Annotated in this window: 26 protein-coding genes and 1 pseudogene; 5 read left to right on the forward strand and 22 right to left on the reverse strand. The window is 36.0% G+C overall.

Annotated features, from left to right (window positions below; translation table 11 throughout):
• Positions 1 to 232 precede the first annotated feature (232 nt).
• From ACFX4I_RS25190 to ACFX4I_RS25210, 5 genes are all read right to left on the reverse strand, one after another.
• Positions 233 to 739, reverse strand: coding sequence for a hypothetical protein (locus tag ACFX4I_RS25190; protein ID WP_377423865.1), 507 nt, complete (start codon positions 737 to 739; stop codon positions 233 to 235).
• Positions 736 to 921 (reverse strand): hypothetical protein, encoded by a 186-nt coding sequence (locus ACFX4I_RS25195; RefSeq protein ID WP_034306238.1) that lies wholly within the window; start codon positions 919 to 921, stop codon positions 736 to 738. The genes ACFX4I_RS25190 and ACFX4I_RS25195 overlap by 4 nt, the downstream gene beginning before the upstream one ends.
• Positions 922 to 1,396: 475 nt before the next feature.
• Positions 1,397 to 1,942: a DUF1697 domain-containing protein gene (locus ACFX4I_RS25200; protein WP_377423867.1), complete on the reverse strand. Its 546-nt coding sequence runs from the start codon at positions 1,940 to 1,942 to the stop codon at positions 1,397 to 1,399.
• 93 nt (positions 1,943 to 2,035) lie between these two features.
• Entirely contained in the window at positions 2,036 to 2,689 is a 654-nt protein-coding gene (locus tag ACFX4I_RS25205) for a Vat family streptogramin A O-acetyltransferase (RefSeq protein WP_377423870.1), read from the reverse strand.
• Between the two features lie 28 nt (positions 2,690 to 2,717).
• Positions 2,718 to 3,602: a Vgb family protein gene (locus ACFX4I_RS25210; RefSeq protein ID WP_377423872.1), complete on the reverse strand. Its 885-nt coding sequence runs from the start codon at positions 3,600 to 3,602 to the stop codon at positions 2,718 to 2,720.
• A gap of 487 nt (positions 3,603 to 4,089) precedes the next feature.
• On the opposite strand from ACFX4I_RS25210, the gene ACFX4I_RS25215 reads away from it, so the two are divergent.
• Positions 4,090 to 4,593 (forward strand): DoxX family protein, encoded by a 504-nt coding sequence (locus tag ACFX4I_RS25215; RefSeq protein WP_377423875.1) that lies wholly within the window; start codon positions 4,090 to 4,092, stop codon positions 4,591 to 4,593.
• A 129-nt stretch (positions 4,594 to 4,722) separates the two neighbouring features.
• A pseudogene (locus ACFX4I_RS25220) lies at positions 4,723 to 5,679 on the forward strand (HTH domain-containing protein); the annotation flags it as partial.
• On the opposite strand, the gene ACFX4I_RS25225 reads toward ACFX4I_RS25220, so the two are convergent.
• From ACFX4I_RS25225 to ACFX4I_RS25275, 11 genes are all read right to left on the reverse strand, one after another.
• Positions 5,651 to 5,917, reverse strand: a complete 267-nt coding sequence (locus tag ACFX4I_RS25225; RefSeq protein WP_377423902.1) for a hypothetical protein — start codon at positions 5,915 to 5,917, stop codon at positions 5,651 to 5,653. The pseudogene ACFX4I_RS25220 and the gene ACFX4I_RS25225 overlap by 29 nt on opposite strands.
• Positions 5,918 to 6,242: 325 nt before the next feature.
• Positions 6,243 to 6,671: a hypothetical protein gene (locus ACFX4I_RS25230; protein ID WP_230302352.1), complete on the reverse strand. Its 429-nt coding sequence runs from the start codon at positions 6,669 to 6,671 to the stop codon at positions 6,243 to 6,245.
• 467 nt (positions 6,672 to 7,138) lie between these two features.
• Complete coding sequence (locus tag ACFX4I_RS25235; RefSeq protein WP_377423899.1) at positions 7,139 to 7,480, reverse strand: DUF1572 family protein; 342 nt, start codon at positions 7,478 to 7,480, stop codon at positions 7,139 to 7,141.
• Between the two features lie 377 nt (positions 7,481 to 7,857).
• On the reverse strand, positions 7,858 to 9,048 hold the full coding sequence (locus ACFX4I_RS25240; protein ID WP_377423877.1) for an NlpC/P60 family protein: 1,191 nt from the start codon (positions 9,046 to 9,048) through the stop codon (positions 7,858 to 7,860).
• Between the two features lie 754 nt (positions 9,049 to 9,802).
• On the reverse strand, positions 9,803 to 10,246 hold the full coding sequence (locus tag ACFX4I_RS25245; protein ID WP_214795042.1) for a MarR family winged helix-turn-helix transcriptional regulator: 444 nt from the start codon (positions 10,244 to 10,246) through the stop codon (positions 9,803 to 9,805).
• A 44-nt stretch (positions 10,247 to 10,290) separates the two neighbouring features.
• Positions 10,291 to 11,058, reverse strand: a complete 768-nt coding sequence (locus ACFX4I_RS25250; RefSeq protein WP_377423879.1) for a pirin family protein — start codon at positions 11,056 to 11,058, stop codon at positions 10,291 to 10,293.
• Positions 11,059 to 11,088: 30 nt separating this feature from the next.
• A complete protein-coding gene (locus ACFX4I_RS25255; RefSeq protein WP_230302349.1) occupies positions 11,089 to 11,445 on the reverse strand; it encodes a DoxX family protein in 357 nt (118 codons plus the stop codon).
• A 253-nt stretch (positions 11,446 to 11,698) separates the two neighbouring features.
• Positions 11,699 to 12,391 (reverse strand): aspartate/glutamate racemase family protein, encoded by a 693-nt coding sequence (locus ACFX4I_RS25260; protein WP_377423882.1) that lies wholly within the window; start codon positions 12,389 to 12,391, stop codon positions 11,699 to 11,701.
• Between the two features lie 28 nt (positions 12,392 to 12,419).
• The gene (gene fosM, locus ACFX4I_RS25265; protein WP_230302347.1) at positions 12,420 to 12,842 is read right to left on the reverse strand and encodes a FosM family fosfomycin resistance protein; all 423 of its coding nucleotides are present in this window, start codon (positions 12,840 to 12,842) and stop codon (positions 12,420 to 12,422) included.
• A gap of 20 nt (positions 12,843 to 12,862) precedes the next feature.
• Complete coding sequence (locus ACFX4I_RS25270; RefSeq protein ID WP_230302346.1) at positions 12,863 to 13,387, reverse strand: PepSY-associated TM helix domain-containing protein; 525 nt, start codon at positions 13,385 to 13,387, stop codon at positions 12,863 to 12,865.
• Positions 13,388 to 13,432: 45 nt separating this feature from the next.
• Entirely contained in the window at positions 13,433 to 13,873 is a 441-nt protein-coding gene (locus ACFX4I_RS25275) for a GNAT family N-acetyltransferase (protein WP_230302345.1), read from the reverse strand.
• A gap of 164 nt (positions 13,874 to 14,037) precedes the next feature.
• Between ACFX4I_RS25275 and ACFX4I_RS25280 the strand changes: the two genes are divergently transcribed.
• Positions 14,038 to 14,343 carry a hypothetical protein gene (locus tag ACFX4I_RS25280; protein ID WP_377423885.1) on the forward strand — a complete coding sequence of 102 codons (306 nt, stop codon included), beginning with the start codon at positions 14,038 to 14,040 and terminating at the stop codon, positions 14,341 to 14,343.
• A 395-nt stretch (positions 14,344 to 14,738) separates the two neighbouring features.
• On the opposite strand, the gene ACFX4I_RS25285 is transcribed toward ACFX4I_RS25280, so the two are convergent.
• From ACFX4I_RS25285 to speD, 6 genes are all read right to left on the reverse strand, one after another.
• Entirely contained in the window at positions 14,739 to 15,407 is a 669-nt protein-coding gene (locus ACFX4I_RS25285; protein WP_230302344.1) for a DUF2642 domain-containing protein, read from the reverse strand.
• A 15-nt stretch (positions 15,408 to 15,422) separates the two neighbouring features.
• On the reverse strand, positions 15,423 to 16,778 hold the full coding sequence (locus ACFX4I_RS25290) for an arsenic transporter (protein WP_377423887.1): 1,356 nt from the start codon (positions 16,776 to 16,778) through the stop codon (positions 15,423 to 15,425).
• Positions 16,771 to 16,902: a hypothetical protein gene (locus tag ACFX4I_RS25295; RefSeq protein WP_283932200.1), complete on the reverse strand. Its 132-nt coding sequence runs from the start codon at positions 16,900 to 16,902 to the stop codon at positions 16,771 to 16,773. The genes ACFX4I_RS25290 and ACFX4I_RS25295 overlap by 8 nt, the downstream gene beginning before the upstream one ends.
• 36 nt (positions 16,903 to 16,938) lie before the next feature.
• Complete coding sequence (locus tag ACFX4I_RS25300) at positions 16,939 to 18,183, reverse strand: DUF2642 domain-containing protein (RefSeq protein WP_377423889.1); 1,245 nt, start codon at positions 18,181 to 18,183, stop codon at positions 16,939 to 16,941.
• Between the two features lie 69 nt (positions 18,184 to 18,252).
• Entirely contained in the window at positions 18,253 to 18,780 is a 528-nt protein-coding gene (locus ACFX4I_RS25305) for a hypothetical protein (RefSeq protein ID WP_377423891.1), read from the reverse strand.
• A 418-nt stretch (positions 18,781 to 19,198) separates the two neighbouring features.
• Positions 19,199 to 20,512 carry an adenosylmethionine decarboxylase gene (gene speD, locus ACFX4I_RS25310; protein WP_377423894.1) on the reverse strand — a complete coding sequence of 438 codons (1,314 nt, stop codon included), beginning with the start codon at positions 20,510 to 20,512 and terminating at the stop codon, positions 19,199 to 19,201.
• Between the two features lie 204 nt (positions 20,513 to 20,716).
• Between speD and ACFX4I_RS25315 the strand changes: the two genes are divergently transcribed.
• Both ACFX4I_RS25315 and ACFX4I_RS25320 read left to right on the forward strand, forming a co-directional pair.
• Positions 20,717 to 21,991, forward strand: a complete 1,275-nt coding sequence (locus ACFX4I_RS25315) for a Rossmann-fold NAD(P)-binding domain-containing protein (protein WP_483878228.1) — start codon at positions 20,717 to 20,719, stop codon at positions 21,989 to 21,991.
• A 120-nt stretch (positions 21,992 to 22,111) separates the two neighbouring features.
• On the forward strand, positions 22,112 to 22,332 hold a 221-nt coding region (locus ACFX4I_RS25320; protein ID WP_377423898.1), incomplete at its 3' end, for a hypothetical protein.

Consider the following 22,332-nt stretch of genomic DNA (forward strand, 5'->3'; position numbering starts at 1 on the left):
TGCACAAATTTAGTATAGCATGAAATATTTTAAGTTTTCATTGAAAAATGTTGACTAACTATTAGCTGGTTTAGTTCCATAAGGAAGAGCTGTCTTTAAGACAGCTCGATCTTCAGCTAACGCACCCGTTATTATCTTTTGGAGATAAAAACACCCCTTTAGAGGATATTTTCCAAAGGGGTAAAACGGTGCAACTTTATTATAAACATCGTGACTTTATCTCAAAGCCACATCATTTTCCCTTTAATTCAGCTAAATAGTGCCTTACGGCACTTTCAACTAGTTCATAAACCGTCCTATCATGAATGATTGCTTGTATTTTTAGTTCCTTCATAAGTTCAACATCCATATCGAATGAAGAACGTTTTCTTATAACGTTGGTTCGGTCTATGGTTGGTGCTGATTGTTCGTTCGCTTGTTTGACCTGTTCTTTACCACGTTTTATGCCAACGTTAGAACGTTGGTTGGTATTGTTAATAGGTTCTTTATTCACATTAGTTGAAATGTTCGCCTTTGCTTTTCCTGCTGTTGCAAAGTCATAAATAAGCTGCTCTTGTACCGTTTCCTCGTCACCTTCACCAACGAAATACCAGCCTTTTTCGCCTGAATTTCTATACTCATAACCAGCTTTATTCAGTGCTTTTCTTAGTAATTTTTCTGAAAGATGAACATCAGCCCTTTTGGCAATATTCGCTGGTGTATCAGTTTTAATTAACTCCAAGATTTTACCGATTTTCATTTAGTACGCTCACGGGAAAACCAATACTTTGTTTTGATATTTCGATAAGTCCCAATGTCTTTGATCAGCTCGGCAATAAGATCATAACCGCAATATGTGTGCCTCAGCGTGCTAAATTCATCCAATGTGACATAATCATCACTCTTTAATTCAACGTGACACTCTCCACAACAAATCCCCATATCCAACACCTCCAAAAAGTATATTGATATATTCGTCGAAACTTGGTGGCCATCCTTCTTTCGTACAAAAAACAGGTCTATTGACGGTCCTTTAATGTTTGTTAGTTTTTCAAAATTATCTAGACCTAATTATAATAAACCTTAATAAAAAAAGGAGAGTACATATTAGCCATGTATAATATGTACTCTCCTTTTTTCTTTTAGTGAACTAACGCACCCGTTAGTTCTATAAGAAAAGCGAACCTTATTCAAGAATCGCGCCCTATTGTTGAAGATTGATTAATTTAATTCAACTGGTGTTTATTGCAGAAATTTCATAAAGTGTCATATCAGCAAAAAAAGGTTGGATATCTAAAAAAGCACCTAACCTTTTTTGTTACCATAACGAGTTATAGGCCCAGTGACAGGATTCTTGCTCTAATTCGCCAGATAGTTTCCAATTACTAGAAAATAGTTCTTGCTAGTATCATGTAATTCACACCTCTGCAGCTTGCATAAGTTCATATATTTTGCGAGTTGTATTTACATTCCTGATTGTTATTTGTTGATATGGCTTTGAACCAACGAGTTTAGTCATACCGGATTTGGTAATTTTTCTTTTTTCAACCGACCATAGAATGGCTCCAGGAACGTATTTCACCGTATCAATTTCTGGTTTGATGACCAGCTTATTAAGCACTGACTCATCATCAATTTCATCCCATAAAAACAGCACATCACTTCTCATCTGTTGGTCGTTCGTCCAAGACTCTGGAAGGGAGTGTATGACTTTTTTAACATCATCAAAACTACGGACTAAAACTTTGATTTGTAATCCGAAGTTTGTATGTATAGCCTCTTCTAAAATATGGGATATTGTTGTTTTTGATTGGCCATTCACTGTGAAAATAATATTACCTGAATTGATATATGTAACTACAGAGCTCATACCCACTCGTTCAAAAGCTTGTTTAAGCAACTTCATGTTAATTTTATTTTTCCCACCAACATTGATTCCCCTAAGCAGTGCGACATAGACCATATAATCCTCCTATTAGTTTGCATTTTATATAAAACATTTGACGGATTAGAGCAAGAACTCTGTCTCTGGGCCTTATAGACAGTTTTTATTTTGTCATATTTTATTTTTAAATTTTCTTAGATTCTCCATTTCTCCATTCACTATCACATCAATATGAGCAGAAATGATATCAATATCTAAATCCCACCATTTAATTTCCAGCAATTCGTTAATGATTTCTTCTGAGAAACGGGTATTAAGTTTCTTTGCAGGATTTCCTCCAACGATAGTGTAAGGTTCCACATCTTTTGTAATAACCGATTTGGCTGCTACAATTGCACCATCCCCTATTTTTATTCCAGGCATAATGACAGTATCCATTCCTATCCAAACATCATTTCCAATTATGGTATCACCTTTAAACGGCAACTGATCTAACGTTGGCGTATATTTCTCCCAACCGTGTCCGAAAATATTGAATGGGTAGGTTGAAAAACCATCCATTCTATGATTAGCTCCATTCATAATAAAGGTTACACCAGGTGCTATGGCGCAAAATTTCCCAATGACAAGCCGGTCACCGAAGAATTCGTAGTGATATAACACTTGATCTTCAAAAGATTCACCATTTCTTGCATCGTAATATGAGTATTCACCCACAATAATGTTTGGTCTAGTAATTGTATTTTTTATAAATTGCACGACGCGATTCCCTTTAATCGGATATTTATCTTTAGGATTTGGTCCATGTTGCTTATTTGATTCCATGGATATCCACTGCCTTTCAGGATTTTTATTATAAACTTAGCCGACCTATCTTATTGCATTCCTCAGCGAACCAAATGGCACCATCAGGTCCTAATACAATTCCATGAGGCTCCGCATTTTGTGTAGGAATTGGATATTCCGTAATTTCACCTTGCATTGAAATTCGGCCAATTTGATTACTTCCCCATTCAGTGAACCATAAAGCACGATCAGGACCCGTTACTATTGCGTGTGGGCGAGCATTTGCAGTAGGGATGGTATATTCACTTATTGTTCCAGAGGTAGTAATTCTACCGATTTTATTTTCGTTAATTTCCACAAACCAAAGTGCATCGTCCGGTCCACTTGTAATACCTACAGGACCAGCATGTTTTGTTGGCAAAATGTAATTAGTCACTTCTCCGAGCATTGTAATCCGACCAATTTGATTACTCTGATTCTCAGTAAACCAGATGGCACCGTCAGGTCCAGCAACAATAAAAGAGGGATAAGAGCCAGGATTCGGTATATCATACTGAATAATTTCACCTGATGGTAAAATTCGCCCTATTCTATTTCCATTCATTTCGGTAAACCAAATGTCTCCATTGTGTCCTTCAGTTATTCCAAAAGGTGCTGAATTTGGACTCGGGAGAGCATATTCGATGATTTCACCTGTTACTTTCAGTTTTCCAATTTTATTCGCCCTATTTTCCGTAAACCATACATCACCCTGAGTTGTGGAGATTATAGATAGCACACCTGCATTGGGTGTAGGAACAACGAAATGAGTGACTTCACCGTTAACAGTCATTCGACCAATTTGATTTGCTTTATGTTGTGTAAACCATAGCGCACCATCTTTTCCAGCAGTTATTCCATAAGGGCCTGAATCTATGTCAAGAAGTTCGTATTCGTCAATTTTTATCCCCACTATAATCCTCCTTCCTCTTGTATAAAGTTCTTCTAGTAATTCGTTATAAAATGATTGAATTCCTGCGAAAAAGGTTTTGCATACTCTATTCATATTAAGTTAACATAATTAATCTAACAGAAGTTTCCCCTCACAAACCCCCTTGGGCGCCAAGAACCTGTCACAATTTATTATTTTTTCAGGATTTTATCATTGTTAAATCAACGTTTGTGCACACTCGCGCACCTGGTAGCCGTATAAAAAAGTGGGATTTTATGCAACTTCTTTATTCCATAAACTGGACCGATTGTTGAACACAAGTTAAAAACTAAAAGCTGCCTTAAATACAGCTCCGATACTCTATGTATCTTTAGTGTGGGCTATATTACTTCAAATTGTATTAAAAGGAGATTGTTTATATATTATTTACATTATTGATAATGAAAATCGTTTTCAATTATGTTATTATATCTCCTAGTCATTATTTTTAAATTATAGGAGGAAAAGTATGTTTATTGATCTTTTAAAGCATAACAAAAATGTCTCTATTCTTTTGGCTGTGTTGCGTGTGTATCTCGGATATACGTGGGTTATGGCTGGCTGGGGGAAGTTAACAGGCGGACAATTTGATGCTTCTGGTTTCTTACAGGGTGCGTTGGCAAATTCAACTGGAGAGCATCCGGCTGTTCAGGGATGGTGGGTTGTATTTCTTGAAAATGCAGCCATTCCTAATGTAGAGGTATTCAATACGTTAGTACCTTGGGGAGAATTCCTCGTCGGGATAGGTTTATTGGTGGGTTGTTTCACTAAAACAGCTGTCTTTTTTGGTCTAGTTATGAACTTCTCTTATCTGTTTAGTGGCACGACAAGTACCAATCCACAACTTGTTCTATTATCTATGTTTATCCTTGTTTCTGCTATGAATGCAGGAAGGTATGGGGTAGATGGTATGATTATACCTACTCTTAAAGAAAAACTATTTACTAACAGAACAATAGAGGTAAAAGCGTAGAGTATTAAAAAAAGAGGTCGGGATAGTGTAAACTGTACCCTGTAGAACAGACACTTTAAAAAAGGTGTCTGCCCTACAGGGTCTTTTTTTGTACAATGGAATGACTACAGGCAGAGGAGAACTTGAAAAATGGCTAAAAAGCTCTTTACGACAAAAGAAATAAAGCTATTATCAACTAATCCTTATGTGAAATCAGTTAGCACTAAAGGAATTACATATACTGATGAGTTTAAACAGATATTTATTACTCAAGCTAATAACGGAACGCCCGCTAGAGAGATATTCGAAGGATGCGGATTTGATATTGAAATTATTGGGATTGATCGTGTACATTCCTCTAGGGACAGATAGCGTGCAGCCTATCGCAAAAATGGCATTGATGGCCTCCAAGATAACCGAAGCGGCCATTCTGGCAGGCCTCGCGTAATGGAGCTTACCCCTGATGAAAAATTCGCGAGGTTGGAGGCAGAGAACAACTTATTAAAAGCTGAGATTGAACTCTTAAAAAAAATCAGATTTGCTGAAAGGGGGATGAAGAAAAAATAGCCTTATCAGCTGATCAAAAGTTTATCCTTATCCGCTTTGTGATTGATAAGTACAAATTGAAAAACATGGTCACCCATTTGTGTAAGTCCGCAGGGGTTTCGCGTTCCGGTTACTATAACTATTACTCTAAAAGGGCCATTGAACAAAGGAAATTAAAAGAGAAAATGGATGAAAGCCTTTCGGGATATTATACTGAAAGCATTTAGATTCAAAAACCGCAAAAAAGGAGCCCGCCAAATCAAGATGACTTTGGCAGGTCAGTTCAATATTGTCTATAACCTGAAAAGGATTCGAAGAATCATGGGGAAATACAACATCATATGCCCATTCAGAAAAGCAAATCCATACAAGCGTATGATGAAAGCTACCCAGGAACACAGGGTCCTTCCGAACCTTTTAAACCGGGAGTTTAAACAGGATATCCCTTATAAAGTATTAATTACAGACATCACCTATCTTTTTTACGGGAATAGACAAAAGGCATATTTATCAACGTTTAAAGATGCCTCTACTAATGAGATTCTGGCTTATCATGTCTCAGCTTTACACCAGCCAATCCAGAAGCAGCAAAACCTACATATGGAATCTTAGATAAGATGGCAGCTATAACTACTGCCGTCGCTGTTTTATCCGAAGGCGTTACAGTGTAACTGGTCCATTTAGAATAAGCCCAAGAGCCAGTTTGAGAAAAGGTGCCAATGGATCCATTATCTGAAGGAGTTGGGCTTACTACTGGTGCTCCAAATCCACCTGTAGTCTCTGTACCAGCTTCTGACACAACTTCTACAGCATTCACCTGTTGTTCGATTTTTGCTAATTTTTCAGCACCTACCCCCTTCGAAAAAAAGTGAGAATATGGAGGGTTTATTTTAGGATGGCTTTTTTACTAATGTGTTTTCATACAAAAAGGAGCTGCCGTTCAGCTCCTGGTAATGAAGTAAGCACCTGTTCACAGACTGTCGCTCCCTTGATGCTAAACAATACAACCAGGCTCGAACCCTTTTTTAGTGGATCTTACTAACTATCCCATGAGCGAGCCTGTTTTGACCCTGATGTATCCCCGAATGTACAAGAGTTCCCTGGTCATCCTCTGAGGTTATTGTTTACTTAAAGATATCCATTCCAACTTTAAAGAATGAATTTAACCCATTAGCCACTGAATGAACCGTATTCGCATTATCCAATAGTGACTGTTTATTCTCCCCAGTTGGATTCTCTTGTGCACGTAGAAAGGAGGCTTCGAGAGCTGACAGCTTTTGTTTCAACTCATTGATTTGGCCTTGTACTGAAGCCTTAGTAACAATTGCAGTAGCTTCCCTGAAGCACTGTTTACCTTTTGGACTAATCGTTGCTCTGCTTATCTTCCCAGTGGTACTCTTTTTGATAGCTATGAGGTTCTTGTTCGCAAGTATCACTAACTCAGCCCTTACCACTTCAAGATTTTTATCGTATTTTTCAGCAATTTTACTTACACATCTTTCTCTATTGCATTCCTCAAGGAAAAAGAGTATTTGCTTTTGTAGATGATTCATATTGGTTTCTCCTCTTAAGTTTGTTTCCATTTGTAAGAATTATAAAGTTTCTTTCTACCGTTTCTTTAAAGTTTGCATACCATAGAACCCCAAAACACAAATATTGTTTTTTTCGTATTTTCTCTTACAAAAAAGCACCTTTAATTTATCACAGGAACCACAGAATCTAATATAAAACTACAAAAACTAACGAATTTTTTTAAAAATATTAAATTAATTGAACAAACATTGGAAGTATACACATTCATAACGTAAGGGAAAGAACGAGACAAGCATCATTGTTTAAGGATTAAGGAGCAAGAGAATCAGTGCCATTCGATTGCAGGAAGTATTAGGCTCAACAACTCGAAGAGTAAGAAAAACAGCTGCTAAGTTAACCGAAATCGATGAATCTAGTAAAAGGATCTAAGATCATCTCTCACCCAAAAAAGCTGGTGGCAGAAATTATGAAAGTAAATAAAAGACCTCTATGGCGTATGGAAAAATTCACTGGCATCCGTTAAAATGTTCCAAGAAAACAGTTTTTTTCTGGAGTATATATCAATTAGGGTTTTCCAGCCTTTTTCCCAAACAATAGTTAGCTCGGGTTTTAAAGATATACCATCTATAAATTCTTCATCACGATTTCTATATCCCTTTTCTCCGTCTGAAGTTAAAAAGTCTATCCACCTTAAAATCATATTTCCACACAAATGCTTTACTATCACCGCAACAGACTCGATATTATAAGTCCAATGTATTGCCCTTTCTGATAATGGTTTTATCGTTTTATCTCCAAGGCTTTTTACACTTTTAAATCTTTCGATTATTCTTTAAATATTCATAATCATTCCTTTCCAAAAGTATAATTTTCTTAAAAAATTAAGAAAAACCGAAATTAGATCATTTCGGTTTTTCTTTTTTTATAATCGGTTAAACCTTTTTCAAAACGGTACGACTTTTTTATAAACAGTACAACTTTTTTCTAATCCACAATTCCGATTCTTATCGCAGTTAAAACATCGATTAATAACCGATAAATCTGCACAACTTTCATTCTCTTTTCATTTGTATATTCCTTCCATTAAAAATCCCCTCTAGATAGTAGTTGTAACATTCACGTTTGTTCGTGGTCTTGATACACTGCCTACATTAAGGGGATCATATCACTAGAAAGTCCAAGTGGTCTAACTCTCTCGTGTCTATCTTAGTCCATATTGATTTGGACTTGCCCAAAACTTTCGAACTTCTGATTATAATAACTTGAAGTAAGATCAGTTATATGAACGCCAGTATTCTTTGTTGTATGAATAAAGCGACCATCCCCTAGATAAATACCTACGTGGGTTATCTCTTGACTTAAGTCTGTATCTCTAAAAAATACTAAGTCCCCTGCCTTTGGTTCTTTGATTTTCGGCAGCAAGGAATAGTAGTCCGCTGCCGAACCACGTTTAATGGAAATGTCCTGCTCCTTCATGACCCAATAGATAAAACCGCTGCAATCCATTCCAATCATCGGATCATATTCTCCGAAAACATAGGTAAATCCACGTAGAGTATATGCATATTTTATGACAGCATAAGCTTTATCATAGGAAGTCTCTTGATTTGCATAAAATGGATACAAGGGACTGCTGTATATTTGAAGATACTGCCCCTGCATCAAGCTATCAGTTGGTAAAGCGTTACGCTTTTTGATTGTATCCACCGATACACCGTAATTATCCGAGATGCTTTTAAGTGTTTCATTATTTTGAACGACATGCTCTCCCTTAGGTGTATACGTTTTATACGCGGCTTGGTATTGTGCAAAATATTTTTCTGAGGTAGATCTCACCTGGACTGTCTCTGCTCCGTAACCAGAATTAACAAACCGATTTCCCCCCAGATAGATCCCAGCGGTCACGACTTTTGAACTTCCCTTTTCCAGAAAAAATATAACATCTCCAGCCTTAGGAGTATCTGTATCCATTCCTTGCTTATAATAGCCTTCAACTGATAAACGGTCGATGGGCACCTTTTGTCGGGAGAGTACCCAATGAATCAATCCGCTAGAATCAAACCCTTTTATAGGTGTCTCTTCTCCAGCCGTTTTTTTAAATCCAGTAAAAGTTTTGGCATAATTCGCAATTTGTTTCCCTCTTTCCGCCCATTGATAGATGGAAGGAGTATAAGCAGTCTGAATGATTCTTAACATCTGGCCCTCATATAACTTACCATCCGGTAAACCATTCGTCTTCATTAATTGCTCTGCCGATATATCATAAGTCGCTGCAATCGATTCTACCGTTTCTTGAGAGGATACAGTATGCACTTGATCTGCTGCTTCAACTTCTAAGCCAGATAAAAAAAACATGCCTAGTAATAAAAGCAACATACCTAATATTCTTTTCCTCATTTTAACCCTTCCTTAATAAACCAAAAATCCCCTTTAAAAAATACAGTCATACAAATTTTCTTCCTTCCTAATGAAATTATGTAATAAAACCTCAACTGTATAACTTTAACATAAAAATACTATTAATTGGATTCGCTTCCTTATATTGCTGAACTAACCTCCCTCAAAATGATGCTGCATTGTGAAAACAGATATAAATGGATTCTCCAATAGTTGATCATTATTAATTATGGTTCTATGAAACTTTCAATGAAATTACAAAAAAAACCTTTTTCCAAAATAAGAAAAAGGGCCTTTTCTATAACTTGTTAAACCTATATAATTCTCTCTATCAATATCCCCAATTCTTTTGCCATCACGTCAGGCGGACTAGGAATTCCATCTTTTAACCACGATTCTAAAAGAATAAAAAATTACTCTCAAAGTATTCGAAAAAGTTCAAAGTCGCATCTGCCCATTCCAAGTCATTTGCCGATTCGCATATGTCCCTGAGTTTGAGAACACTAGTAGAGTGTCTCGGTATCGGATTGACTCGCGAGACATTCATTTTTGTTCCTGTGAAGATGCAAAAGCTTCAAAAATACAAATACACTCTTATCGTTTAACATAGCCTAATCAAAAAGAAAAAGACCGAAATTTTAACGGTCTTTGTTTGTAAGGTATTGTTTGAAGATGTTGCACGCACCGTTTCTGCTTTTTTACAATCGCTTATTTTTCTTCCTCTGCGGTGTGTTTTTTTATTTATTTTGTTATCTCAATCCTGCGCACCTAGTCCAAGCCTTTTGAGAAGATTCGTTAACTGTATTTTTTCCTCATTACTTATAAAAGACAAATTTTTAGATATGACTTCAACGTGTTGAGGGAAGATGTCTTTAAATAGACTTTGTCCTTTGTCAGTTAGAACTACATTTGAAGCTCGACGGTCTGTTGGACTTGGCTCCCTTTTAACAAATTCTTTTTTTTCAAGTTTATCCACAACGTAAGTGATGCTCCCACTGGGAATAGACAATTTTTCACTAATTTTTTGAATGGAGTGGGGACCCTTATTATAAAGAAGTTCCAGAATCATAAAATTCTCTGAACTAATTCCGTGTCTTTCAATATCTTTAACGACATGACCAAAAATAGTTTTACTTGCCTTTAGCCAGATACGGAAAAGACGTAAATCAATCTGGCTTTGTTCATCTCCTTGATACATTCACCGAACCTCCTATTACAACTAACTTTCGAAATTACAATTGGTTATTTTGGTTTTCTGTATAAAGGATAATCAACTTCAGTCGGAACTTCAATTAGGAAGATTCTAAAGTCTTTATCTAATGCTTGAATTGATACGTCTCCACCCTGTTCTGATTGAACGATGGCAAAATCTTTTTCTGCTAAACGAGTGGGTTCATTCGTGTCTAATGAAAAAGTTCCATCGCCTCTGATGGCTAAACCAGCTAATGTACGATCCGATGAAATGCCATGAGTATATACTGTTCCCTTTGGAATGAGTACATCCCACATCGAAGCATCTGTCACGATTTTCATTGTTGAATCATTTCCTAGTAGTGTTTTTATTTTCACACTATCTTTATCCGTTATAGAAAACTCATTGGAATCGTATTGTGAATAAGCAGGTGTACGTTTTACAGCCTGACTTAAATGCGGTTCAAACCATATTTGAAAGATTTCCGATGGTTCTTTTAATGCTTCTGCATGATACACACCAGAGCCTGTTTGCATGAGCTGGGTTCCCCCTTCTTCTACAACACTTTCCGTACCAAGTGTATCCCGATGATAAGCTTTACCCTTTATCACATAGGTGATGATTTCAAAACCTTGATGTGGATGCAGCCCAATTTCTGCAGGTTCCTGAGAATGCCCCCAAGCCCAGTAAAATAATGGTCCTAGTCGATTTATTAGCGACCCTTCTCCAGAAAAGCCAATCGGTTTTTGCTCTTTTATTTTACCGCCATCAAACTGCCCGTACGCTTGATCTTCTGGTTTAATAATTTTAATTTCCATTTTTATCCCTCCTATAGGTCAATTGGCTATTTATCCAAGCAAAGCTTTGAAATTTATAAGTAGAACCACTAATCCAAGAATTAATAAAATGATCGGCATCATCATCTGTTTTACAGTATCTTTTATTTTAATATGAGTAAAAACGGCACCAATCATCGTTACTACAATGAATAACCCTCCCCATGCAGCTAAACTCTCATTCCAAATACCTGCGATAACCAATACCGCTGAAACGACTTCTGCTACTCCTGTAAACACTCTAAACCATCCTGGATACCCATAATGCTTAAACCCTTCCACCATTTGCTTTGATCCGAACTTCATAAATCCAAACATTAGGAATCCCAATCCTAATATAACTTGAAGAATAATTGACAATACACTCATTATTTCTCTCCCCTTTTTCCATTTATTTTATTATTTTTTATCCTATAATTATTTATCCTAACCTTAGGATAAATATAGCCTAACATTAGGATATGTTTCATGTCAACAAAAATATCAATTTAGTTATTCAGTTGTTGTGTAGTTATTTTTACTGTTCATGATTATTTCCATTAAACAGATCTGCCCTTTAACTCCACACAAAAAAAAGGCTGCCGCAGCAACCTTTCTTATTGAAGAACAGTGTCTAATCATTTCATTTTTCCAATGCCATATTGACAGCTTCAACGGCATGGATTGCTGCCGTATCAAATAATGGCACTTCTGAATCCTCTGGTTTTACCAGTAAGCCAATTTCGGTGCAGCCTAATATTATTCCTTCCGCTCCATCATCCACTAACCCCTTGATGATCTTTTTGTAATGATCCCTTGATGATTGTTGGATTTTCCCTAAACATAATTCTTCATAAATTACTTTATTGATCACTTTTCTATCCTCGTCATTTGGTATCAAAACCTTGATACCATTAGACTCAATTCGTGTTTTATAAAAGTCTTGCTCCATCGTATATTTAGTGCCAAGTAAACCAACCGTGCTGATTTTGGACTTTTTAATTTGTTTTGCGGTTGAATCAGCAATGTGTAAAATCGGTATACTGATTTTTTCTTCAATATTTCCAATCACTTTATGCATCGTATTTGTACAAATCACAATCATTTCGGCACCTGCCTTTTCCAAAGACAGAGCTGCTTCCCCTAATAATTTACCGGAACTTTCCCAATCCCCGTCAACTTGATAGCGTTCGATTTCTTCAAAATCCACGCTATATAAAATGCACTTGGCTGAATGCAATCCTCCCAATTTGGCTTTCACTTCTTCGTTAATGAGTCGATAATATTCCAGCGACGATTCCCAGCTCATTCCGCCAATAAGGCCAATAGTTTTCACAAATATTCCCCTTTTCATAGTTTAATTATCAGTCGAAAAACTCCATATGTGCTTTTTCTTGTTTGTAGTAATCTATTCTGTTTTGTAAAGTACCTGTATGAAACTCGAACTTATGACCATCTGGATCAGTGAAATAAATGGACTTCTTATCTTTTTCATCTCTTGGACGTCCTGACAGGATGTTTACATTCAATTCCTTTAGTTTCTCGTACATGTTCATAAAGTCAGCTTCTTCTATGGAAAATGCTATATGTGTGTATGATTGTCTTATTTCATTACGGGGTATATCCTTTTCTGCATTCAGGGCAAGCCACATTCCATTCAAATCAAAATAGGCAGTGTTTCTCCCCTTAACTAACAATTTTGCATCAAAAACATTTTGATAAAACTCAATGGATCTCTCTAAATTAGAAACTGAAAATAAAAAGTGATTCAAACCTTTTATAGACACTCTACCACCTCATATTAAGGTTACTTTTTTTTCGCCATTAGACGCTTATAAAGAGGATACCCGAACATGTAATACCCTGAAAATGACAGCAGGATTAAGGATAAACCGGTCATTGTGAGGATACTGTATCTATACCAATCGCCAAAGAAGGATCCATCATGCAAAGTGATGAGGAACGTCGAGTAATCTGGATTTGTGGATAACACCTTTCCCGTACTCACATCTATTTGAACATCTTGACCGTTATTAAAGCGAACCTGGTACATATTTGCACTTGGTCTATATTCAATTCTAAATATATCTTCAACCGAGTCCGCACCTGGAAGATCCTGAGAAGTAGCAATGGACACGACCTTCTCCATAGGTATCGCTTGATCTGGACCCGCCTCTTTCCCCGTCCTTAACTCATCAGCCACTCCGAGTGGTAACATATAAACAAGCACGAGGCCTGTGACTGCGATGAACATAAAAAAAACGGATAAAACCAATCCAGTCCATTTATGTATTTTTCGGCTTAATTGATACAACTTTACAGATTTCGACAATTCCATCACCCCTGACTATTTTCCAAAACGATAAAATTCATACAGTTATAAATTTTTCTTCATAACCACCCGATCTTCATTTACAACATAATCATTTTTCAAATAAAATGCTTCTGCAAGCCCGTCATTAGCAGTTAATAAATATAGACTTTTAATCTCTCTTTTCTGCAGTTCATCTTCTAAAGATTGAAGCATCTTTGAGCCATGCCCTTTACCTTGCATTTCATTATTCACACAAAGTTCTGCCAAATAAAAAGTTAAACCTTGATAAGACACCTTACTATTTCCAGCAACAAAACCAACAGCATTGTGATCAATCTGAAATAAAAATCCAAGAAATTTAGGCGTATGCAATAAGTCGGAAAGTCTCTCTTTAGCCGTTTCATATGTCCAACTTTCATTCCATGGTTCACGATTAAAAACGTTCATGTAAAGTTCGATACATTGCTCCAAATTCTCCGATGTCAGTGGCAGCATTTCTGTCATATTCATGCTTCCTTTCTATTTTCATTAAAATTTTGTATATTAATCCAAATTATATCTTATCTTATGTGAACTAACCTGTTTCTATAGGACCATAAAAGAAGATCTGCCTAAGAAGAAAATCACCTAAAATACCAGACAACTAAAAAATCATGGAGGAGAAAACAATGAACAGATTGGATAATTATGAGGTTCTGAATCAACTGAAATACATTGATGGCATTACCATTATCGATAATAAAGGAACAATCTTATTTACCATCAAATTTAATCCGCGATTTCACTCTGAAATTCTCGAACGAGAGGAAATATTAGGAGAAAGCTTATTTTCTGTATTTCCTACGTTGAATGAAAAATCGAGCACGTTATTAAATGCCCTGAAAACAAGTCGACCAGTGATTTATACTGGTCGACCTTCGTTCATTAAGGATTGGATTCATTGCGGTACCCGTAATTTGATAACTGTTTCATGAATAAAACTCTATATTGATTTAGTCCGTCATTGTCAGATGAAATCTGTGTTATTTTGATTTTATTTAAATTAAATTAGATAAGGAAATAACACGTGTGAACGAGGTGCGTCATATAGAAAAAGCGGGTTTTTATAACGTATTGGAAATTTTGGTGACTAGTGGATCCATTAAAAAAGCACCTTTTCAGAAGCGTTTTATATCTTACTAGATATTTCGCGGATTGCATAAGTAAAACTTTCAATTTTCTTTACGAAACTTGAACAGAGTTTTATCAAATTCCCGATTGTTTACTAAAAGATAAATATGTAAGAAGTGGTTTTTTCGTAAAGTATTCTCACCTTGTTTACGCTTTACAAAAGGAATATCAAAAAGGCAGCATATTTGCTGCCTTTCATTCAGGGTAGGTGAACTGTTTTAATATGATGAAGATTTAAATATACAGGTTCCTCCCTTGCCGTAATAAGTTCAACAAAATTATCTTCTAACTTATTAATTTGTCCAATTAAATTGGAGTTTTCTCCTATATTAAAAATAATTAAGCTACCGATCAGTTTTTCCACTTGTACGTCAAAGGTTCTTGCCATTGAAAGTTTTGATGGATGTACAGGAAGATCCTTGTTACTTAAACCATAAGGAGTTTGATTGTCTGTGTATGGGATAATCCACTTTAAATGAAATAAAGGTATATACATAGTCTTATAAACTGGTGAATAGAATTCAAAGTAATTATTCATCACCCTTGTTATATAACCGTGTAAAGGCTGGTTACCAGTTACGTATATTTCCGTGAACATCCCTTTCGCGGATAAAAGAGTTTTTCGTAGTGATAATTCTTCCTCAGCTTCAATTCCAGGTGAGTCTACAGGAAGGGAAATCTCCTCGTTTTCCGTAGTATTTACTTTGCAATTTTGAATATGATTGATTGGGAGATACACAAAATCCTGTCCATTAAAGATAACCACTACATCAATACCAGTATCAACCAGTGTACCGAAAAAGAATTTTTTTCCAGAAATTTCTATTTTAATCGTTTTTCCTCTGAGATTTTGTAAGATTTTATTCATAATCACCCCTCCTTCCTACTTTAATAACCAAGTGGTCCAAAAATACAACGAGATTAAACTTACGATTAACCCTATAGGAATTATCAAAAAAGTAACTTTAAGATACTTTCCCCAGGAGATATTGATGGAGTGTTTCTTCAATATATACATCCAAATTAATGTAGCCAGCGTACCAACAGGCGTTAACAAAGCACCTATATCGCTTCCAATCACGTTAGCAAGATAAGCAATTTGTACAAGGTGAGGATCCAATCCCATCTCTGTTATCGACAAAGTCCCTATCATAACTGCAGGAAGATTATTAAATAAATTGGAAAGGATAGTTAATAATATGCCCATGATCATGGTAGCGTTGAATGGGCTGTCCATAATTAAGGGTTTTAAATTGCTGACTATATAATCATTCAAGCCAACATTCTTCAAACCATATACCAGCACGTACATATTGAAAGCAAATAAAAGAACATGCCAGGGTGTTTTCTTTACAATATCGCTAAGACCAGTTTTGGTTTTATACCATCTCAGTATTATCAAAAGGAACGCTCCCACCATACCGATCAATTCCAAAGGAACCCCAAATGGTGTAAGTGCGAAGAAGCTCGCCCGCGTTAAAATGACGATTGCAAAACTCATTTTAAACAACTTCCAATCATTATCTTCGGATTGTTGTTTAACATCGAGTGGATGGGTTTGCACATAGCGTGAAAAGGTTTTATCCCATTTTACAGGTACACTGGGAATTTTCCTTGGAAGGTCCTTCTTAAAATATAGATAAAGTAATAACCCGATTGTTAAAATCCCTATCATCGAAGGAACAAACATCAAATTGATATAACTATTAAGGCTCAGTCCTACAATTTTTAGTGCAATCAAATTGGAAATATTGCTTACTGCTATTGGGGCACTCGCTGCCGTTGCTATTAGAGCTCCTGATATTAGAAAGGGGATTTTTTGGTGAGGTTTAATCTTTAGTAACGTTACAATGTGAATAATGATAGGTGTTGTGATAAGGATACTTCCATCGTTATTGAAAAACATTGTCATGAAAAAACATAGGAGATTAGTATAAAGGAATAATCTAACCCCTGAACCCTTAGACCGGATGATGATATTTAAAGCAATCCACCTAAAAAAACCAATGCTTTCAAGTACAATGGACATCATTATGGTGGATAATATGGTTAAAGAAGCGCCCCTGATAATATCAAATATATTTAAAACATCCATCCAAGGAACAATGCCTGCAACTAATACAGTCAAGGCACCTATTGTAGTAGGTATCGTTTCATTAATCCCAAAAGGTCTCCATAACATGAGAATAATAGTTAAAGTAAAAATTATTGTCATCAAGACAATTTGTGAACTAAGCATTTACCTCCGCCGCCTTGTTTTTGGATGGTGTAATTTTTACGGTATCAGGAGTGGTTTGATTTTGAGGTTTTACAAAAAAGGTATAGAAGACTCCCCCAAGTACAGAAAAAAACAAAATCATCATTCCATGTCCTCCTTTCAATTAGCCTTGAATTTTTTCTTAAGGCCCTAACCGTTTTGCCTTCAATTTCCCATGCATTCTTTCAGCAAATTTCATCAATGAATAATATTCTGTTTTTTGTTTTCCATTTTCTGCATACATTTTTTCAGTGGACTTCATTAATTCGTAACATTTCTTATCTATCAGTTTCCTTTTTTCTTTTAAATTATTTTTCTTTGCGGATTGTTCGTTCATTTCTTGAGGGCTTGAGTTCCTGAATTCTTCAGTCAAGTTTTCTTGGATTGCCTCTTGAATATCTTTTTTATTAGTTACTGCAGAGTTTTCCTTCTTACTTTCTTTTTTCTTTTTTTCCCGGGATTTTTGTTTCTTATATTTATCCGTACTTTTCTTTACGTTGGATTGATTTTTGTTCACTTTATTTATGGTTGATTGAACAGTCGGTTCTTCCTTCACGTCAGATAAAACTTCCGGATGGGCACTTATTTCAGGATTAGTTACTGAAGGTATTTCCTCTTTACTTTCTTTTTTCTTTATTTCAGGGGATTTTTGTTTCTTATATTGATCTGTACTTTCTTTTACACTGGATTGATCTTTGTCCACTTCATTTACTGTAGACTGAACAATCGGTTCTTCTTTCAAGTCAGATAAAACTTCCGGAGTTGCAGAGGCTGGTTCTTCTTTTCCAAAAGTTAAAATGTCCTGTTCTTGTTTCTGTTCAGCCGGCTCTTCCTTCCCTTTGGAATTAACTTCAGTGTCTTCCTTCAACACGGAATCACTTTCCTTAACTTGATCTGCCTCTGACTGTTTATTTTCAGTTTTTTCGTCCTTATTTTCCTGTGATTTGTTCTCTGACGATTCCTTATTATCTATCCCTTTGAAAATATAGAGTATATTTGATAATTGGACAAAAAGTTGTTTATCCTTATTTAATAAAACGATATAATTATTAGTTACGGTACTTAAAAATCCGTCAAAGGATAGATTGTTCTCTCTGTTTACTGTCACCCAATGACCTTTGAGTTCATTTATTAATTCTGTAAAACTTTGTTTCTGTGTTGGTTCGTGGTCAAGTATTTGAACCTGGAATTCTTTGGTGTTTTTTGACAAGGCATAAACCTGATTTAAGTTAAAATAACATTGTTTATTTGGATTCATTTGAATGACAATAAAATCGCTTTTCACATCAAGTACCACGCCATCATGAACGGTTTTATCATCGGAAATAATACTTACATTAAAACCTATCAGTGAATTAAGTGCCTCTTGAAAATTTTGTTTTTTCATCTGATGAGTCCCCCTTATCAATTGGATGGTCGCTTCTGCCCGGAAGCGACACATCATTTATGGGAAATACTATTTTTCTTTTTCTTCTGCTTTATTATCTTTATTTTTTTCCGATTTTCCACCGTCTTTATTATCTTTATTTTTTTCCGATTTTTCATCTTCTTTTTGTTTCTCTACTCTTGCCCCGTAACTGATGCTGCGGATATGGAACATTGACAGGCGAATAACTTCTTCGTTTAGTATTAACGTTACGAATTCATCATTAATATCATGAAGGACGCCTTCAAGCTTCTCGGGACCGCCTCGGTTAATATTTACCCATTGATTTCTGAGGTCATCAAGTAAGTCTTTAAAAGTTGCAGCTGTTTTAAAAGTAAAATCTTCGGGAACCTCCAGTTGAAATTGGAACCCCTTCTTTACATTCTCGGTAATACTTTTGATATGGTCGGTTTTATAGTAGATAACTCCTTCTTGTTCAGTTAAGATCGATAAGTGGTCATCGTATATACCTAATAATAATCCTGTCCGAGATTCAGGCCCTCCTCTATCTACCTTTAAAACTTTCCCAACCAAATTAGTTAACCATTCCTTATTCATAATGTTGCCCCTCCTATATAATCATTTACCCTGTATGTATATGTGTCATGGAATGACATTGTGTCGTGGTAAATGTCCATCTTCTATCAATAAGACTGAAATTCATCAAAAATGTGTATATACACTACTCTTTAGAATTTCCTGAAGTTAATGACTGAAATTACTGAATGAACTCCATGTAGGAAGGGTAAAGAGATGGCGCTAAATCCATGTAAGAAATTCGCTCAGCATCTAACAGATGAATTGGTGTAATGGATAGTCCAACTTAAATGAAGAGTGGATCGCTGTTTAGCGGATTCTTTAAAACGAATATACCCAGAGAGTTACAAAAAAAAGACCCCGGCGCATTACCGGAGTCATTTTAAACAGCAAAACTTAAATGTGTTTTTTTATGGTTTCTAAAAAACCTGGTCTTTGGTCACCATTTTTCTATTTCGTTTTTATACAACTTGTGCAATTTTAGGTTTTTGAGGCTATTCATAACTGCTTTTCCCCGTACTTCCTTAATTGACGTAGGAATAGTAAACAAATTCGACATGTCTGAAGTTAGAGCTTGATGTTGGACAGAAATACTCGGAATAATTTTTGGAAGCTTAATATGTGATGCTAAATGAAATCCCCATAAGCCGAAGGAGGGAACAATAACATTGTATTCAAGTGTATTAAGACCGGCCATATTGATTGTTTTACCAATACTCCAAAATACTGTTGGTGTATCTTCTGGTGAATTAGACTGACAAACTAACACACCTTGTTTCGATAATATTTTTGCTGTTTGACTGAACAATTCAATTGTATACAATGAGCTAATGACTTGGTCAACGGGATCTGGAAAATCAATAATTATTACGTCGTAGGGCTGCAATTCCCTTAAAATAAATTTCTTTGCATCTTCAAAGTGAATATTTACCCTTTCGTCCAGTAAAGAACGATTATTTTGAGTTATTAATTTTGGATTTGTCTTTGCAAGTCCAATAACCTGAGGATCAATATCAACAAGATCGACATGTTTTACGTTGGGATATTTAAGAACTTCACGTAAAGCAAGTCCATCTCCACCTCCCAATATGAGAACCCGTTCATGTTCAGAAGCCATCTCCATCGCAGGGAATACTAATGCTTCATGATAATGCCTTTCATCCAATGAAGAAAATTGTAGCTCTTGATCTAAATATAAACGCAGGTCATTGGCCTCAACTAATGTAATATCTTGAAATTGACTGGATCCATGATAGAGAATATTATGTTGTCCTTCCACAAGTTCTTTTAACTGAATGCTATCATATGCGTTTCCGCGGTCATCCCGTAATTCTACAGTCCTTTCACTATCTTTCTTTTTACTGCCGTCATAAGTGAAAATAAGATCTTTTATGGCAGGTTGATTTTTTGATTCATGTCCGCGTGAAAGTTCATAAACAAAAGCGGAACCTGCTTTCATTTCGTTAAGAAGCTCTTCTAATACTGGCCATAATTCCTGATTTCCGCACGTATATAAATCTAAAGCTGCATAACGGTGTTCCGGCCATGTATGAATCGAAAAATGGGAAGTTGAGAGAATGATGGCACCCGTTACCCCGTGAGGTAAAAAAGAATGGAAATGAGTATTTAAAATCTCCATTCCTAAATCAGACACAACTTTCGTTAATAATTTTTCCAACAACTTCGCATCATTTAGAATTTCTGCCTGGCATTCCTTAGCATCTATAATGAAATGCTGTCCATTTGAATCCAACTATTCCACTTCCTTTTACAGTTTACGGTAGAGAGGAACCGTTTACCTTTCCATGCTTGTATAACTATTTTATGTTCAATAAGATAAATGGTTTGTACCATTTCCATAAAATAAATTCTATACACTTTGGATTGTTGTGGAACCCGTCCATGTCATTTCGTATTGGTTTTACATAAGTTATATAAAAAAGGATTTGGACGAGATATGCATATGAAGACCAAAAATACAGTGATTTCCATTTTAGGAAGCGCTGGCGGTGTGGCAAAGTCATTACTTGCTATATTAAATAAATCGATACTCGATAATAAAGACCCGATTCACGATACCATTTTTAATGCCAATATACACTTAATCGATGTGAAACAAAAAGAACTAGAGTATTATCATAATCTTTTCCCTAATTTAAGCAATAAGCTTTTGCTACACGAATTTGATTTAATGGATACGATGACATTTAAAAAACATCTGGAGAGCACAAAAACAGATATTGTGGTTGATCTTTCCTATGCTGACACAGTGGAAATGCTCAAATGCTGCAATGAATTCGGTGTGAAATATGTTAATTCCGCCTTGGAGAACACTATGATTGACGAAAATGAAGATTTGTTTGCGGGATTCCCTTTGATTGAGAGAATCAGATACTTTGAAAAATTCAAAAAAAGTTTCACCAATACGTCCGCTATCGTTTGCTCCGGAATGAATCCAGGAGTCGTTCAATGGATGGCGATAGAGCTTCTCAACAAATATGCCCACGAATCACCAATTGCCTGCTATATTGTTGAGCAAGACACTTCTTTTTTTAAGGATAAGAACTTGGCAAAAGAGAACGTCATCTATACAACCTGGTCACCAGAATGTTTCCTTGATGAAGCGATCATGTGCTACCCGATGTTTATCCAGCACCACACACCACTCTTCTTATACGAGCAAGTTTATAACCTTGAATTCAAAGTGAATTTAGGCGGAAACCAGTTTTATGGTTGTTTGATGCCTCACGAAGAAGTATATACGTTATGTCAGTTGTATGATTTGGAAGGTGGCTTTTTATATAAAGTAAATGCACATACCACCGAGTTAATCCGTTCCCATCTGGATGACGTTGATGAATTATGGAACCATGAAATGCAGGTTCTTGATCCGCTTGAAGCGCCAATGGAAGGGGAAGATTTGGTGGGGGTGCTTCTTGTGTTTAAAGACAAGGAGCGATATATATACAATATATTAAGCAATGATGTGGTGTTTTCAGAATATAAAACCAATGCGACCTATTTTCAGGTGGCGTGCGGTATCTACGCTTCACTAACCGTACTTTTGCTAGACCAAATACCTAACGGTGTGTATTATGTGGACGAGTTATTGTTAAAAACAAACAATCATTATGCTCAATATTTGACCTATTACATGACAGATTTTGTGACAGGGGAAAATGAAAATACAGATGGTTGTTTGCTAAATAGGATGAGAAAGTTTCGCGACTGAAATTACTCTTTTAATATGGATCAAGAGTCTTTGCAAAAATAAATGTATTGGAGTCTAATCAAGTATCGGATTTTTTTCATAAATTAAACAAGAAAATAAATTTAATAAGATGGTGAAAAAATGAAGAAAAAATCTAATAAAAAGGAACAGCCAGTGCGTGCAACTCAAGAGGTAACAGAAGGAAAAGACGCCAAAGGGAAAAAAGGACCGAAAGATGGTACAGCCTCCACTGAGTCAGTGCAAACCCAGGAGCTCTCGGAACCTAAAGGCCATAAAGGTCCTCATGAAGAAGGAGAATCTGCGGGAACCGGTGAGGTGAAACAGGGCAAAGGTGCCAAAGG

The organism is Peribacillus sp. YIM B13472, from assembly GCF_042788005.1.
GTDB classification, from domain to species: domain Bacteria; phylum Bacillota; class Bacilli; order Bacillales; family DSM-1321; genus Peribacillus; species Peribacillus simplex_E.